Origin of the sequence: Chitinophaga sp. H8 (assembly GCF_040567655.1) — a bacterium.
In the GTDB taxonomy this organism is placed as follows: Bacteria; Bacteroidota; Bacteroidia; order Chitinophagales; family Chitinophagaceae; genus Chitinophaga; species Chitinophaga defluvii.
In genome coordinates, this window is the sequence record NZ_JBEXAC010000001.1 from 1,375,642 (window position 1) to 1,391,975 (window position 16,334).

14 protein-coding genes are annotated in these 16,334 nt (G+C 44.3%); 10 read left to right on the forward strand and 4 right to left on the reverse strand.

The window, feature by feature from the left end; genetic code table 11:
- Nucleotides 1-18 precede the first annotated feature (18 nt).
- Genes ABR189_RS05275 through ABR189_RS05285 form a run of 3 tightly spaced genes read left to right on the forward strand, consistent with a single transcriptional unit; the run spans nt 19 to nt 1,935 of the window.
- Entirely contained in the window at nt 19-750 is a 732-nt protein-coding gene (locus ABR189_RS05275; RefSeq protein ID WP_354659405.1) for a polysaccharide deacetylase family protein, read from the forward strand.
- Between the two features lie 44 nt (nt 751-794).
- Nucleotides 795-1,730 carry a 1-phosphofructokinase family hexose kinase gene (locus ABR189_RS05280; protein ID WP_354659406.1) on the forward strand — a complete coding sequence of 312 codons (936 nt, stop codon included), beginning with the start codon at nt 795-797 and terminating at the stop codon, nt 1,728-1,730.
- 55 nt (nt 1,731-1,785) lie between these two features.
- Nucleotides 1,786-1,935: a DUF4180 domain-containing protein gene (locus ABR189_RS05285; protein ID WP_354659407.1), complete on the forward strand. Its 150-nt coding sequence runs from the start codon at nt 1,786-1,788 to the stop codon at nt 1,933-1,935.
- Between the two features lie 19 nt (nt 1,936-1,954).
- On the opposite strand, the gene ABR189_RS05290 is transcribed toward ABR189_RS05285, so the two are convergent.
- Nucleotides 1,955-2,224 (reverse strand): DUF4342 domain-containing protein, encoded by a 270-nt coding sequence (locus tag ABR189_RS05290; RefSeq protein ID WP_354659408.1) that lies wholly within the window; start codon nt 2,222-2,224, stop codon nt 1,955-1,957.
- A 143-nt stretch (nt 2,225-2,367) separates the two neighbouring features.
- Between ABR189_RS05290 and ABR189_RS05295 the strand changes: the two genes are divergently transcribed.
- From ABR189_RS05295 to ABR189_RS05305, 3 genes are all read left to right on the forward strand, one after another.
- Nucleotides 2,368-2,721, forward strand: coding sequence for a hypothetical protein (locus ABR189_RS05295; RefSeq protein WP_354659409.1), 354 nt, complete (start codon nt 2,368-2,370; stop codon nt 2,719-2,721).
- Nucleotides 2,722-2,942: 221 nt separating this feature from the next.
- Nucleotides 2,943-3,308, forward strand: a complete 366-nt coding sequence (locus ABR189_RS05300; RefSeq protein WP_354659410.1) for a heavy-metal-associated domain-containing protein — start codon at nt 2,943-2,945, stop codon at nt 3,306-3,308.
- Complete coding sequence (locus ABR189_RS05305) at nt 3,305-5,548, forward strand: TonB-dependent receptor (protein WP_354659411.1); 2,244 nt, start codon at nt 3,305-3,307, stop codon at nt 5,546-5,548. Before ABR189_RS05300 ends, ABR189_RS05305 begins: the two co-directional genes overlap by 4 nt.
- 79 nt (nt 5,549-5,627) lie before the next feature.
- On the opposite strand, the gene ABR189_RS05310 is transcribed toward ABR189_RS05305, so the two are convergent.
- On the reverse strand, nt 5,628-6,086 hold the full coding sequence (locus tag ABR189_RS05310) for a hypothetical protein (RefSeq protein WP_354659412.1): 459 nt from the start codon (nt 6,084-6,086) through the stop codon (nt 5,628-5,630).
- Nucleotides 6,087-6,273: 187 nt separating this feature from the next.
- On the opposite strand from ABR189_RS05310, the gene ABR189_RS05315 reads away from it, so the two are divergent.
- The 4 genes from ABR189_RS05315 to ABR189_RS05330 all read left to right on the forward strand — a co-directional run bounded on the left by ABR189_RS05315 (nt 6,274) and on the right by ABR189_RS05330 (nt 11,076).
- Nucleotides 6,274-6,867: a hypothetical protein gene (locus tag ABR189_RS05315; RefSeq protein WP_354659413.1), complete on the forward strand. Its 594-nt coding sequence runs from the start codon at nt 6,274-6,276 to the stop codon at nt 6,865-6,867.
- 5 nt (nt 6,868-6,872) lie between these two features.
- Nucleotides 6,873-8,012 (forward strand): redoxin domain-containing protein, encoded by a 1,140-nt coding sequence (locus ABR189_RS05320; protein WP_354659414.1) that lies wholly within the window; start codon nt 6,873-6,875, stop codon nt 8,010-8,012.
- Between the two features lie 243 nt (nt 8,013-8,255).
- Nucleotides 8,256-10,283: a tetratricopeptide repeat-containing sensor histidine kinase gene (locus ABR189_RS05325; RefSeq protein WP_354659415.1), complete on the forward strand. Its 2,028-nt coding sequence runs from the start codon at nt 8,256-8,258 to the stop codon at nt 10,281-10,283.
- Between the two features lie 298 nt (nt 10,284-10,581).
- Complete coding sequence (locus ABR189_RS05330; RefSeq protein WP_354659416.1) at nt 10,582-11,076, forward strand: hypothetical protein; 495 nt, start codon at nt 10,582-10,584, stop codon at nt 11,074-11,076.
- A 137-nt stretch (nt 11,077-11,213) separates the two neighbouring features.
- Here ABR189_RS05330 and ABR189_RS05335 read toward each other — a convergent pair whose 3' ends face one another.
- A complete protein-coding gene (locus ABR189_RS05335) occupies nt 11,214-12,974 on the reverse strand; it encodes a SusD/RagB family nutrient-binding outer membrane lipoprotein (protein WP_354659417.1) in 1,761 nt (586 codons plus the stop codon).
- Nucleotides 12,975-12,984: 10 nt separating this feature from the next.
- Nucleotides 12,985-16,230, reverse strand: a complete 3,246-nt coding sequence (locus ABR189_RS05340; RefSeq protein WP_354659418.1) for a SusC/RagA family TonB-linked outer membrane protein — start codon at nt 16,228-16,230, stop codon at nt 12,985-12,987.
- Nucleotides 16,231-16,334: the final 104 nt, after the last annotated feature.

Here is a 16,334-nt window from a genome sequence, read left to right on the forward strand (position 1 = left end):
TGGGATAAAAAGAATAGTATGAAATTATTAAGTTTTTTTGTTGGAATCTTTTATATCATGCCTTCCTATGCAATTGCTCAGGTGAAGGTGCCGGTGCTCTGCTACCACAATATAAGTTTAGAAGATGAGGGGCCGGATAATTTGATGCATATTAAAGGAAAGTCCTTTGATAAACAAATGAAATGCCTGTATGATAGCGGCTATCATACCATTTTACCAGATCAGCTATATAACTATTATAAAAATGGTACTTCCCTACCATCAAAACCAGTTGTTATCACTTTTGATGACTCGCATGATACTCACTTCACGGTTGCTGCCCCTATTCTGAAAAAATATGGTTTTAAGGGTATCTTTTTTGTAATGACAGTACCTATAGGTAAAAAGGGGTACATGACAGCTGCTCAGATAAAGATGCTGGCAGATATGGGGCATGTTATCGGGTGTCATACATGGGATCATCCTCATTTAAAAGGGACATCCGGTCTGGACGTAGAAAAAGAGATCAGGCATCCGAAGCAGGCGCTGGAAAAAATAACCGGCCAGCCGGTTCAGTATTTTGCTTATCCTTTTGGGGAGTGGAATGAAACTGTTATCGGGCAACTAAAGGTCTCGGGATTTAAAGCAGCCTTTAGATTAACAGGAAAGAACAGCGAAGAGAACGGGATATTCACGATTGAACGCATAATGGTTGATGGCAGTTGGGTTTGTCCTGGACTACCCTCTGAAATGAAGCGTGCTTTTAAATGAAATTATTGGAAACGATGATGTTAACCAACTAAAATGATTATACGATGATTATGACTATCACGATGAACCCGGCCATTGATAAAAGCACCACCCTCGAAAAACTGATCCCAGATAAGAAGCTGCGCTGTAGTGCTTTAGTGAAAGAAGCAGGGGGAGGAGGCGTGAATGTTGGCAAAGCTATTCATCGGTTGGGGGGCGATTGTCTGGTTGTTTTTACAGCGGGGGGGACAAACGGAAAGTTGCTGGAGGAGCTGTTATTAAAAGAGGGAATACGTGGTATTGGTATTCCAGTAGCGGCAGAAACAAGAGAGAATTTTATGATAACTGAGCAGACTGATCATATGCAATACCGGTTTGTACTCCCTGGTGACGCATTAAGTTTGGAAGAGGTGGAAAGTTGTCTGGACACTATAAAAATGATGGAGGTAATGCCCTCTATTATTATTGCGAGTGGTAGCCTTCCGCCGGGCGTACCGGAAGATTTCTTTGCCAGATTGGCGCGTTTGTCGAAAACTATTGGGGCAAAATTCATTGTCGATACTTCCGGAATACCCTTGCAAATGGCTGTAAAGGAGGGTGTTTATCTGCTGAAACCTAACTTGTCAGAATTAAGCAGCCTGGCTGGTAAAGCGTATCTGCAGCTGGATGAAGTGGAGGCCGCTGCCAGAAAGATAATTGCAGAAGGGCATTGTGAGGTGCTGGTAGTGTCAATGGGACCTGCCGGAGCATTATTGATTACCCAGGACCAATATGTAAGTATTCCCGCACCGATAGTAAAAAGAAAGAGTACTGTAGGAGCAGGGGATAGTATGGTAGGTGGAATGGCCTGGATGATGGAACAGGGAGGTTCTCTATTAGAAATGGTGCGTTTTGGAGTAGCCTGTGGCACTGCTGCTACGATGAATCCGGGAACACAATTATTTCATAAAGAGGATGCTTTAGAGTTATATAAATGGTTAGGGCAAGCCAAACAAAAATAGCCAACAGCAACGAAAAATTACGCTATTTTACGGTCAATATGTCCGTATTCATTACATGATCTACAAAGCGCAGCTGGTTATCATTGGTGAGTTCTCCAGATATCCGGGCAAGAGCCTTAAGGATTTTATTTATAAAAGCAATAAAGGGAAGCTGGTCAACTTCCTGGATTCGCCGGAACTGGCAGTTGAAAGGCTGGGGAGGTAGTTATCCTTCCATATGGCTGCTATGGCTCTTTTTTAGGTTCATTTTCTGCCTTAGGCTCTCTTTCCACCGTAATGCTGCACTCTCCGATCAAAGCAGCCAGTGCACCTACAGCGGCCAGGATAGGGGCCAGTAAAGCACCCACTAAACCTATGGTGAGCGGGAAGGACATGATTTCCTTACCTTCTTTATCCGTAATGGTGATTTTACGGATGTTACCTTCTGCTATCAGTTCCTTAATTTTCTTTAGCAGGTTTTCCCCGTGGAGGGTGAATGTTTCTTTTGTGTTCATGGTAAATGAGTTGAAAGTGATTTGCGTGTAGTTGATCCTTTGGGCTATCACTCCCTGTAAATTACCGAATTTTTAAAAATATGCATACAAAAAAAAGTGCGCTATGAATAATGATGATATCTGAAATATACTATATTTAGGGCATGAAATGGTTCAGCAGTTTAATGGCTATATTGGTACTGTTTTTGGCAGTACAGCCAGTGTGCGCCAATATGCCGGCAGCTGATACTTGCTGCAGTGTTGCTGCGACAGAATGCTGTAAGGACCAACCTGCGCAGCAGCCGGTGGAAGCAAATAACCATTCTTCCCAAGAGGACTGCGACAGTGGCTGTAATCCTTTTCAGCTTTGTAATTGTTGCGCCTTTTCTGTACTTACGCTGCATCCATCCCCATTTCTTTCTTATATTCACTTTAATATCCCGCAATGGGGCATTCCTCTCATTCATTTCTCAGAAGCGCCGGTGTCCGGTTTCTGGCAGCCTCCAAGAATAGCATAATACAAGTCTTTACATGATATCGTTTTTCATGCTTTGACAGGGCGTGAAGGATGGTACTATTATCCCATTAGGGTATGTATACATTCCGGGAAAGTATCCTGGCCGGAGTAGCATTCTGATAGTCATGCACCGGCGGGATGTTAGCGGTTATCTGTATAGGTATGTTCCATAAGGAAGGGGAGAATAACAACCGGATTATTTTATCAGTCAAAACTATTAGAATGAAAAAAATATTTGCTTCAATCATAGCCTTGATGGCTATAGTTACTATAGCGTTTCCAACTGCTGCACAATCTAAGGAAAGCACAGATGGTGTAAAGAAAGTGGTAATCAAAGTGGGAAACCTGCATTGTAATAATGATATGCCAACCATCAAAAAGCAGCTGCTCAATCAGGATGGGGTAGAGGAAGTGGCTTTTACAGCTATTGCCGGGGCGTCTTCTATTTTTACAATTACCTATCATGGTGCAGCCACCAGCCAGGAACAAATAGAAAAGGCAATAGAAGCCACGCCTGGATGCGATGATAAAAGTACCACACCCTATAAAGTTAAAAAAGAGGCTTCCGGAAAGAAGAAAAAATCATGAAGGCTGCTATAGCTGCTTTGTTACTGCTATTGTTGTCTTTATCCTTATCTGCGCAAACCCTGAAAGGCAAGCTGTTTGGGATGCAGGGTGGTGTAAGGGAAATATTACCGGGTGGTATGCTGCGTTGGATAGGTACAGGAGTGGTGGCAGTGGTCAACGAAAATGGTGTGTTTGAACTGCCGGTGCAAGACGTTACAGACCGCCGTTTGGTAGCCAGCCATCCTGGATTTGTAACAGATACAATAATGGTGGAGGAGAAGACATACCTCAGCATTGTATTAAGTAAAGCTGCAACAGAACTTGCAGGGATCACGGTTACTGACAGGGCGGGGGCATATATTTCGAGCCTTGGGGTGGCCAAAACGGAGGTCATTAATCAAAAGGAGTTGTCTAAGGCCGCTTGTTGCGATCTGGCAGGGTGTTTTGGCACACAGGCATCTGTACAGCCACAAACTACCAATGTGGTGACCAATGCGCAGGAGTTGCGGATACTAGGATTATCCGGTGTGTACAACCAGGTACTGTTTGACGGATTGCCCATGATACAGGGGTTGAGTTATACCTATGGGATCAGTACATATCCTGGTTCGATGGTAGAGAATATTTATGTATCGAAAGGGACTACGTCTGTATTACAGGGCTATGAAAGTATCAGCGGACAAATTAACGTGGAAAGCCGCCACCCGGAAAAATCAGAGCGCCTGTACCTGAATGCTTATATCAACAGCTTTGGCGAAAAGCATTTTAACGCTAACGTAGCCACGCCTGTTGGAAAAAAGAAGAAATGGCATTCACTGCTGGCATTACACACTGTACAACCTGCCGGAAAAACAGATGGCAATAAAGATGGGTTCCTGGACCTACCTTTATTGACCCGTTATATGGCTTACAACAAATGGAAGTACGGTAATGATAAGGAAACAGGCTTCAGTACCCAGATAGGGCTTCGTATTACAGCAGAAAAACGGATTGGCGGACAAATGGACTATGATGCTGCCGGACATAAGGGTAGTAACAAGGTGTATGGGCAACAGGTAGGGTATACCCAACCGGAAGCATATATTAAATCTGCATACCGGTGGTCGGACGAACATGCATTGGTACTGGCTGTTTCGGGGTACTATCATGACCAGCAATCCTGGTTTGGCACCACCAGCTATGCTGCTGTACAGCAGAGCGCTTACCTGAATCTGCAACATGAATGGTACTGGAATCAAAAACACCTGTTAAAATACGGCGTAAGTTACCGTTACCAGGAGCTGGAGGAAGATATCCGCTTTATAAACTCATCATTACCGCGGAGCTATGCCGGTAAGTATCAGACGAGTCTGCGGGTGCCCGGTGTATTTGCAGAGAATACCTTTCATTGGCTGGATGATAAAGTAACGCTGATAACAGGTGCAAGAATAGATCATCATCAGCAATGGGGCTGGTACTTTACTCCTCGTACGATGGTTAAATATGCTGTCAATGGTAATCATACATTCCGAGCCTCAGCCGGTACGGGGTGGCGACAGGTTAGCCTGTTCAGCGAACAGGCTAACCTGCTGGTGAGTTCAAGGGATATTATTTTTTTGGAGCCGCTGAAACCAGAAGCTGCATTTAACTGGGGGGTAAGCCATACCTATCACTTTGTTACCGGTCAAACCACCGGTACCCTGAGTGGCGATTTTTATAGTACACATTTTAGTAACCAGTTTTTCCCGGACTATGATTCGGATCCAACAAAGGCTATCATCCGGAATTTTGAAGGCTCTTCCCGCTCCAATGGATTACAACTGGAAGCGTCCTTTGTATTCTTTAAGCAGCTGGAGGTACGTTCGGCCTATAACTATCTGGATGTATACCGCAGGGAAAACGGTGAAAAGGTAAGCCTGCCGTTTAATCCCCGCAACCGGGTAATGGCGGCATTATCTTACCGTACTAAAAACAACCGTTGGCAGGGTGATATCAATGCGCACTGGTTTGATAAAATGCGCTTGCCTGATACCAGGAGTAATCCGGTAGCGTATCAGCGCCCATTGTATTCTACCCCTTATGCCACGGTAAATATACAAGGTACCTTCCGTTTGAAAACACTGGACATTTATGCAGGTTGTGAAAACCTGGCTGATTACAGGCAACCTAATCCTATCATTAGCGCCAATAATCCTTTTGGACCATACTTTGATTTGTCTTCTGTATGGGGACCCACAAGAGGAAGGGAGCTGTATCTGGGAGTCAGGTATAGTATCAAATAAACACAGGCCGTCCGGAAAACTTTCCGGACGGTCTTGATAAAAAGCCAGCTTATCTCATTTGCATAAGCACTATAATGGCTTATTTAAGACGAAGCAGCGCCAGTGTTTCACCTTTGGGAAGCTCCCGTGCGGTATAGGAAATACTTAGCTCATGCTGTGCATGATCCTGCTGTAACTGTAACAGTTCTTTTACAGATATGGTCATACTCAGATCAGCACCGGTGGCATCTGCAAAACCCCACTTCTTTAAGATGTTTCCCTTTTCATCCTTTAATACAATGCTCCTGTTTGTACCTGCGCCTTCCAGGGTGCAATGTTTGTACCTGATGCGCAGTTGATCTTTGTCTTTGGCATGGTCCAGTTGCAGTACTCTTAAATTTAAAGGTTGGTTCACCGATTGTTTCAGGATAAGTTTGTTGTTGAGATAGATCTCATAACTATCCAATCCTAACTTTGCCGTAAAACTAAATGCAGTAAAGCATAGTGCAATAAGCGCAAATAGCTTGATAAAAACCTGGTTAATTGTGATAGGCTTCATAATATAAGGTTTTAGATGAAAAATAGCTGATGTTCTCCTAAAACAATATTAACAGAAAGCGTAATGAAGCCAAAAAATAGTAGAGCAGTGTTCAAGTTAATAGATGAATGGCGGGAATGAGGGAAATTGTTTACTTTCAATGATCAAATAGTTCGGGTTTTGCAATATTTTAATATAAGATAGCACCATGATCTTCAGTAAAATGGTTTTCAGGATAATATGTTGTTGCTTGCTGGCCTTTTCTTCAGTAGCATTCGGACAGGCAGATAAATATGGCGTTACGGATGTTACGTTCGGTATGCTGGCATGGATTAAACATTTGAATAATGATGCAGACAAATATTTTGTGAAGGAAAAAGGGGAAGCATTAAATCAGCATCTAACGGATTTAAAGCGTAACCTGACCGGTTATATGAAAGCAAGAAAGGTGTTGTCCGACAGTTTGTTCCGGAACAATATCACTCCCGGCAAGAAAGATGAGCGTAACCTGGAGGACCTTAAAGCCAGAATGGGTACTATCATGGGAGATATGCGCGGGGTAACGGACTTTGTAAATGATGAGCTACGGGCAGAAGGGGATAAGCTGAATGATGATATTTATAACATTTTATATGGGGAACAGCCCCGGTTTTTATCTAATCTGGAAGCATTTTTAGCGGGGGTAGATGTCACTAAAAGAGATATGACAGTAGAGGGGAGCAAAAGTTACAGCCGGTTGGAAGAGTGTGTGAACCTGATTGCTGTATTGCAGGATAAGCTTGACAGGAAAATGAAAAAATAATTGGTATGCGTAGATTCATATTACCGTTGCTCTGTTTGTTGCCCTTTTATGTGATGTCGCAAGACCGCTATACTTTGGAGGGGAAGGTAGCAGGGTTGAAGGATGGAGATCAGGTTTACCTTGTTTACCAGGTAGAAGACCAGCGAATAGCAGACTCCACAAAAGTAGCAGGTGGTCATTTTGATTTTAGTGGTACGTTAGCTTATCCGGTGAATGCCGCTTTGTATCTTCATAAAAACCCTTATGTGCAGCAGTTGGCAGCTGGGGAAAATATGGATTTTTTCAGGCTGTACCTGGAGCCAGGTCATATTGTAGTAGAAGCTCCGGATTCTCTGAAGAATATTGTTATCAAAAATTCACCTATTAATGCGGAGCATGCGGTGCTCAAATCCATGCTTAAACCGAACGATGATAAATTTGCTGCATTAAACAAAGCATATGAAGCCCTGCCGGAAGTACAAAAAAAGGATAAGAAGATATTTGATGGCATGTTAGAGCAGGAAAAGCAGCTACTGCATGAATCGTACCTGATTCACCTGGCGTTTGCCAAAAAGTATCCAACCTCTTATCTCAGTGTGATCAGTCTGGCACATATTGCAGCGCAGCCAGGTATGGCCGCAGAGGCAGGGAAAGCTTATCAGCGGCTTTCAGCCCGTCTTAAAAAGACCCCATTGGGCCAAAGTATTCCGGTTTTACTCCAGGCAGAAGCAGCTACACAAATAGGTAAGAGCGCACCTGATTTTGCCCAGCGTTCTGCTGAAGGAAAGATGGTCCGGCTTTCCGACTTCAAGGGGAAGTATGTATTACTTGATTTCTGGGCCAGCTGGTGCGGTCCCTGCCGCAAGGAAAACCCTAATGTGGTAAAGGCTCATAATAGCTATAAAGAGAAAGGATTTACCGTATTGGGCGTATCCCTGGATATGCCTGGCCAGAAAAACGCCTGGCTGAAAGCGATTGAGCAAGACAGCCTGAACTGGACACAGGTGTCGGACCTCAAAGGTTGGGAGAATGCGGTAGCCAAGCTGTATGGCATACGTAGTGTCCCTACAAATTTCCTGATTGACCCCACCGGTAAGATCATTGCCCGCAATCTCCGGGAAGCGCAGCTGCACGAGCAGCTGGCGGAGATCTTTAAAGAAAAATAGCCCCGGTTACCGGTACCTGCCTGCAGGGATAAAAAATAAGAAAAATGCCCATGTTCCGGACAATGGGTAGAAGGTATCGGTATATCTTTAAAAGATAATTTGAAGAATTACCTTATATTACAATTAATAACTTCCATCAGTGTCTTTACTACCTCAATGCTTAACCTGATGTAATGCGCTATGTATAAAGTGGCTTTTTGCATGTATCCTATCCGATGGGGGACCCCGTACATATTGGCTCTTTTGTGTTCATGTATCCTGCTGGTAAGTGCCTGTAACGTATCACATCAACAGGTACCTGATCACTCCGCCCATTTTGAGCCTTTACTTAATGGCCTCGAAATATATACTTCTGATCAGTATGGGGAGGCTTTCCGGCTACTGGATTCCATATACGCTGCTTTTCCTAATCCCAGCCCACTGGACTTATCAAAGAAATACTACTTTAAGCTGGACCATTATTGGCTGGCCCTGAAGGAGCCTAAAATGGGCAATGTGTATATTGACAGTATCCTACATGTACTTGCTGATTTCAGAGATGATCCTGCTTGCGCTAAAATGTATGGCCTGGCATTATTATGCCGGGGGGATATATTCCGGGATGAGCTGAAATTCAGCGAAGCTATTGCCCAGTATTTTGAGGGAAGGAAATATATACAGCAATCTGAGGATACCTGTATGTTCTATGAATTTGATGGGCGGATTGCCATGGTGTACTATCGTCAGAAGAAATTTACCAATGCACTTCCTTATTTCCAGGAAGCTTTTGAAAGTCTGTATGCCTGTACCAAAGACACCTTTTACCGCTTTCATTATCAGCAGGGGCTGCTGGACAATATGGGGCTATGCTACCGGGAGCTTAACCGTCATGACAGTGCATTGTTTTATTATGATAGTGCCCTGCATTATATTCAGCAGTTTGAGCCGGTTTTTAAAGGTATGCCCGAGCGGGAAAGGAATATACAGGTGTCTAAAGCGGTCATTTATGGTAATATGGGGGAGGCGTACTGGAAAACAGGAGATACTGCCCGGGCGGAAAGATTATATAAAGCGAGTATTGCAATTAATCTTCAAAAAGGAAATGAGGTGTGGGATGGGCAGGGTACTATCATCAGATTGGTAAGTATGTTGCTGAGCCAAAAAAGATATGATAAAGTGCCTGCATGGCTGGACCAACTAAAAAGTTCAATTGATTCACTCCCCAATGCGGGCAATATGCTTGGTTGGCTGCGCCTGCAATCTCAGTACCACGAGGAACAGCAGCAACCTTTATTGGCATTAAATTACCTGCGCAGTTACTTCCGGATGAAAGACTCGCTGGACAATGCCAATAACCCGCTAAGCAGTATCAATACGCAACAGCAATTTGATTTTTTAGCCAATGACTATGAATTAAAACTATTGAAGAAAGAGAATGAGGTGAAAAATGCTTATCTCATTGTATCCGGGTTATTCCTGGTAATGGCCATAGGTATAATGCTGCAGGTGTGGTATAATGCAAAAGCAAAGAGCGCGCATGCAGCAAAGCTGCAGTTAATGAATGGTACGATTTCCAAACAAAATGAAATACTTGAAGAGAGCCTTAGTTCCCTGGAACAAAGTCATCAGAACAACACCAAGATGATGAAAATAGTGGCCCATGATTTACGCAATCCTATAGGTGCTATTATTCCCCTGTCGGATTTCCTGCGCGATTCGGGTGAAATTAGTGAACATGAAAACCTGGGGTTCCTGACACTTATTAGGGAATCGGCATCTCATTCGCTGCAGCTCATTCAGGAGATGATGCAGCTGGATATATCCAGTGATATCTGTAGGGAACAGGGCGCATTGCATACGGTGATGCAATATTGTATATCGCTACTAGAGCAGCAGGCCGGGGAGAAGGAACAGCGGATCATTGCTAATCTGCAACCTGTGGTAATGGCTTTCGACAGGGAAAAGATGTGGCGGGTATTCAGTAATCTGATTACGAATGCCATTAAATTCAGCCCTTTGGGCGGCGTTATCCGGGTATCGATGGAAAGTAATGGCCTGTTGGTGTGGATCGTAGTCCAGGACAATGGTATTGGTATACCGGAGGCATTACAGGAAAAGCTGTTCACGCTTTCAGAAACGGCCAGGCGGACCGGCACTTCGGGAGAACAATCCTTCGGGCTGGGATTATTTATCTGTAAACAGATTGTGGAGGCTCATAGTGGTCGGATTTGGGCAGAAAGTAAGGAGGGAGAAGGTACTACTTTCCGGATAGAGATGCCTGTTTTTGCCTGAGAACAGCTGTTAGCCTTTAGCTGTTAGCTTTTAGCCTAATGCAGCGAATGATTCCAGGTAGGCTCATCCATACTTGTAGAACGCTTTAAAACAGCCTTTAGCTATTGGCTATTAGCTTTTAGCCTAATGCAGCGAATGATTCCAGGTAGGCTCATCCATACTTATTGAACGCTTTTACTATAGCTTTACTATGCTTCAACCATGCTCTAGCTATGCCTAAAGGGGGAAGATGTGACATAAATAGTCCTTCATTTGGCCATGTTCCGGATACCCATTAAATTACCGTAAAAGTTAAGAGATGGCAAAGCAGGCTGGCGTGATCTTACTTACCGGTACCATCGGCAACATTACATTTTATGAAATGGATGGGCAGTACTATGCACGTATGAAGAGCAGCCTACGCGGAAACCGTGTAAAAACGGATCCAGCCTTTGCACTTACTATGGTATATGCGGAGCGGCTGGCCTTATCTTCCCGCACTGCTGCCCAACTATACCGCAGCCTGCCAGCTGACCAACGGCAGGTGACCTTGTACAGAAAAATGACCAGTACGGCTATGCAACTGCTAAAAGCCGGGATACCAGCAGCGATGCTGGCGGATGCGCTTGCAGCAGTTTTTCAACCAGTTACCACCCCAAAAGAAAAGGGGAATCGTGTAATACTACAACAGGCACGGGTTTGTGTATCCGAAACGGGGTGTTTGGAGTGGGGTATTGTTGTTGCGGAGATAAGCGCTTCTTTAAAAAAGGAGAGCTGGATATTAAAAGGAGGAGAGAGGATGTTTGTTACCTAGCTGGAAGGTATGTTCTTTATCAAACAATAGCATTAAATCTTATACTACATTCCTTTAATGAGCAAAGGCGCGATATACCGCGCCTTTGCTTATTTGTAACCACAAGCCATAGGGATGTCCATAGCTTTGCGCTGCTATTACCAGGGTTTTCCTGTACCCTGAATCAGCCACATTTTAGACCATTGGTCATTGGTGGTGGGGGCAAGGTTGGCGATAGCGGCATTGGCATTTTGTCCGTTATAGTTGAGTTCGTTATCCCCATACATAAATCTTACAGGTATTTTTTCTCCCTGCGGACCATTCATGAGGTTTTTACCAATGTTGGGGAAGCCGGTTCTTCTCCAGTCAAACCAGCCATCTGTAGTAACAAATGCAGCGGCCCATTTCTGGGTGAGAATAGCTTCTGTTTTATTGGTAGCAGTATTATACTCAGCCGTCATGCTATTAACAAAGGCGGACTTATCAAATGCAACGATCTTGTGTGTTTGTGTGTTATACACTTTTACATCTCCGTTGTTGATACCATACTGTTCTAAAGAAGCAGTAATACCACCAATGTAATAGTCAAGTGCAGCACCAGGTATCCAGCCTTTCACTGCAGCCTCAGCTAAAGTGAACTGCACTTCTGCGGCTGAAATGAAGATGCTTTTTACCAGTGCATTACGATCCTGGCGATACATAGGAGCCAGATACGAAACGAATGGGTTGGCAGCACCACTTTTATAGATCGCACTATTGAGGGCAGCTGCTTCATTCAGGTATTCCGCTTTGTTGTTGTTATAACCATCGGGGTTACTTAACCCGATTTTAAGACCAACATACAGGGACGTGTCGATGTCCGGGCTGTACGTTTTTATATAACGTTTTACCACACCATTTTCGTCTTTCATGATCACCATATCCTTACCCTTGTCTCTTACCAGTGTTTGTACGTCGGTAGGAGCGAACCATACCGTCAGGCGGGGATCATTATGCGCTTTTAAGAAATTGATGATGGTAGCAGCCGGTTTCTTCCTGTAAAATTCAGAGGTAGTAGGCGTGGTCAAAGGACCTAACGGCCATGAATCCACATTATTATTCCCCGGGAAGCTGGCTGCCGCATTTTCAGCACTGCTGTTGATGATCGGATACTTTGTCTGATCATCAACGATCTTTTTAAACTCAGCAGCTACATCTACACCCTGGGCTTTCATCTCAGTAGCCTTTTCAGACAGCCTCATCAGAAAACGCAGGCGCAGGGAGTTGGCAAACTTTCTCCACTTCATCGGATCTCCACCAAACAATGCATCTGCTTTCATGGTAGTGGAAGTAACCGCAGTTGCTTTTGTCAGCGCTTCATTAGCAGCATCCAGGTCGGAAAGAATACCTTTAAATACATCTATTTGTTTGTCGTAAACGGGCTGTAATACATTGTCCGCTCCTTTCATCGCCTGAGAATAGGGTACATCTCCCCAGCCAGAGGTGTTGAAACCAAACCAGTAAGACTGCATCACCAGCGCTACTCCTCTGATAAAGGAAGAGTCTGCATCGCCTGCTGCCCTGGTTTCCAGGTAAACAGCGTTGGAAAGTGGTTTGAACAGATCGCGGGTAGACCAGGAGAGCTGGCTCCAGCCAAAGGTGTTGGTTACAGCATACTCCAGGAAGTCGCGTTGCGTATATTGCATCGCTTCCGGTATTACGCACATGGTTACGTTACTGGTGAGTGATGTTTCCGCCACTTTTATCGCCGACTGGGAAATAACGCTGGTCATAATAAAAGCAGGCTTGATCTGCTTATCTGTCAAAGCATTTGGATTGATATTCGTATCGGTAAATTTATCACCGCAACCCGCTAGTAATAGCGACAACGGCATACCAAACCTGATAACATCCAGAGATAATTTATTGATTAATTTCATAAAGACGTAATTAGAACTGAACACTTAATTTTAAACCCATTGTCAAAGTCCAGGGATACATAAAGGCCCTGTCATAACCCAAAGCGTACTTTCTGGCTGTCCTTTCCCGGTCATTTGTATTATTGATAGCCGTTTCAGGATCAATGAAATTCTTAGCTTTTGTCCAGAGCATGAGGTTTCTCATAAAGCCGGAGACAGATATGTTTTTGGCTGATATAGCTTTAGCCAGTGGATCCGGTAAGCTATACGCGATAGACAGTTCTCTTAATTTAATGAAAGATGCATCGTATATCCAGGTTTGGATACCTCTGCTCCAGTATCCTGATCCTGGATCCGCAATCAGGTCGCTACGAAAGTACTTGGTACCTGCGGCGCCAAAGTTTTCGATATAACCACCATTACCATCAGGTCTGACACCAGGGAAGAAAGCACCATTGGCTATTGATCCACCATATTCAAATCCACCATAGTCTGCATCACGTCCACCTACCCAGGTAAGACCATCTGCCGCATTGTATTTGCCAGGGTTGGATTTGATTTCGTTTGCCAGTTTGTTATTATCACCATTAAATGAATTGTTGGAGAGGATACCGGTAAATGTGCTGGAACCATCCCCTTTAAACCAGGTTTCGCCTCTACCATCACGTGCCAGCCTTTTCATACTTTCAGAGTAGTAGTCACCACCCTGGCGCCAGTCGATGTTGGCGGATACGGTGAAACGCTTGTAGGATACGCTTGTCTGGAAACCTAGTGAGAAGTCGTTCATTACATTACCTACTTTTTTCAAGGCTGGGTCCAGTTTTACATAACCATTATCATCCAGCAAAGGCCATCCTGCATAAGGCCCCTCCTGAACACGTACCACATCATTACCCCATATATCACCTACAACACCCCCTACAGCGGTTTGGTTATAGATATTGGCACGATTCCAGAACTGGTAGTTAGATACCCCTTCCGGTAATTGTGTGATGCGGCTCCTTTCCGTAGTGAAATTGAAGTTCATGTCCCATGTTACATTCTTTGTCTGAACAGGGACAGCATGTAAGGTAATTTCAAATCCTTTATTCTTTACGATACCTGCATTGATGTTGGCTGTGAGGTAACCGGATTCCGGTGCCACAGACACGTTTGTGATCTGGTTTTTATCTTCCATTTCATAATACGTGAAGTTGAGGCCTAACCTGTTTTTAAACAGGGCGAAATCAAAACCTACTTCTGAGGAGATAATGCTCTCAGGTACCAGGTCGGATGACGGACGTGTACCAGGCAGTGTGAACTGGGTATTATCGCCCCAGAGGGATTGTTCCAGTGCCATAGCCAGCTGATAAGGATCAGTATCCTTACCCACCTTAGCCCATCCACCTCTTAATTTCAGCAGGGAGATCGTTTCAGGTAAGTTTAACAGCTGTGAAGCAATGACGCTTAAAGAAGCAGAAGGGTAGAAGTAGGACCGGTTGTTTTTCGGTAAGGTACTGGACCAGTCGTTTCTTCCGGTTATATCCAGGTAAACCACTTCCTTGTAGCCAATAGAGGCCATGCCGAGTAACCCATTGATTCTTTTCTTGTATTTGTTGCTGCTGTATAATACGGCAGACTTGTCGATATTACCAGCAGTGTATAAACCAGGCAGGATCAGTTTCTGTCCGTTGATATTGGACAATGAACCGCTATTGAAAAGCAGGTTACCACCACCGGATACATTGAAAGAGAAGTCACCCACTTCTTTCTTGTAGTTTAAGAGGATGTCTGTATTTACTTCCTGTACCTGCGAGGTGATATTAGTATAACTACCATTGCGGCGATTATGTTCTGACTTGGCTGTACGGCTTTCATTAGTAGCAGATTCATTGAAGCTACCGATACGTGCCATCAGGCTCAGGTCTTTGGTAATGTCCCAATCGAATTTTACGCTACCATAAGGGCGTACTTTACGGAAGGCGCTTACGTTTTCGTATACATTGAACCAGGGGTTGTTAAAGTCGCTTCCCCATACATCCTGTTGTACATCCTTTTCTTTCCAGTAGTTCTTCAGCGCATGGATATCCAGCCAGTTGGGCGTAAAGTAAATATCCTCATACGGGAAATAGTTATCAGATTGCTGTCTGAAGTTATCCGAACCGGAATTCAGGTAGTTGAAGTTGGCAGCTACTCTGAACTTGCTGGTGATGTTATAGGTGGCGGAAAGAGAGATCGCATTCTTTCTCAGTTCAGATTCAGGATACACACCGGTAGATCTTGAGTCGGAGAGAGAGAGGTTAAAACTACCTTTGTCATTGGAGCCTCTGATGGAAACATCATTGATGAAGCTATTGCCCACATTTACAAAGTCTTTCACATTGTCGGGGTGGGGTGTTAAAGGAGTAGCTTCGCCATTGGTACCAAATCTGGCCACTTTGGTACCCATTCTTGGTCCCCACCAGAGGTTGGTCGTTTCATTGAAGCCACCATTGGAGCCCGTAACAAATTCCTGTTGCAGCGGTACATATTTGTAAGGTACGCTGGCGATATAGGAAGAGTTAACGGAAACCCCTATTCCTTTTTGTCCTTTACCTGATTTGGTGGTGATCAGCAAAACGCCGCTACCTGCCCTGGAGCCATAAAGTGCAGCAGCGCTGGGTCCTTTCAGTACACTCACGCTTTCGATATTATCCGCACTCATATCAGAGAGTACACCCGCATCATTACCGGTAGGGAGTCCGTCTACCACAATCAATGGCGCATCATTGCCAGACAGTGATTTAAACCCGCGGATGACTACCATTGGATCTGAGTTTATTTCTCCTGTAGTGTTGATGATCTTCATACCAGGTACCTTGCCGGTTAAGCTGTTCAGGACGTTTTCTTGAGGCACCTTGCTGAGGTCTTCGCTTTTTACTTCGCCTACGGAATATCCAAGTGACCGTTTGGTCCTTTTCATCCCCAGGGCCGTTACTACCACGCCTCCCAGGCTGGTACCCTGGGCATCCAGTTTAATAGTAAGTGATGCTGTGTTCTGGATGGTTATTTCCGCTTGCGGAAATCCCACATACCGGACAAGTAGTGTTTGTCCAACTTTTGCTTTGATAGCGAACCTGCCATTTACATCCGTTACTGACCCGGTGCTGGTTCCTTTAAGTAATACCGTAGCCCCCACTAATGGTATATTACCATCACTTGAGAGCACTACCCCGGTAATTGGGCTTTCCTGCGCAAAGGCTGTAAAGCAGCCCAGCACCGCAAATAAAAATAGTAGAATACATCTGCTTCTTTGCATAAAGACGCTTTTAAAAGGTGTAGAACTTTAAATGTGAATCTGTAAAAAAGTTTGCACTGAATAGTTAGGTGTTCAGTTACAAACAAAACATTCCTGACAGGTAG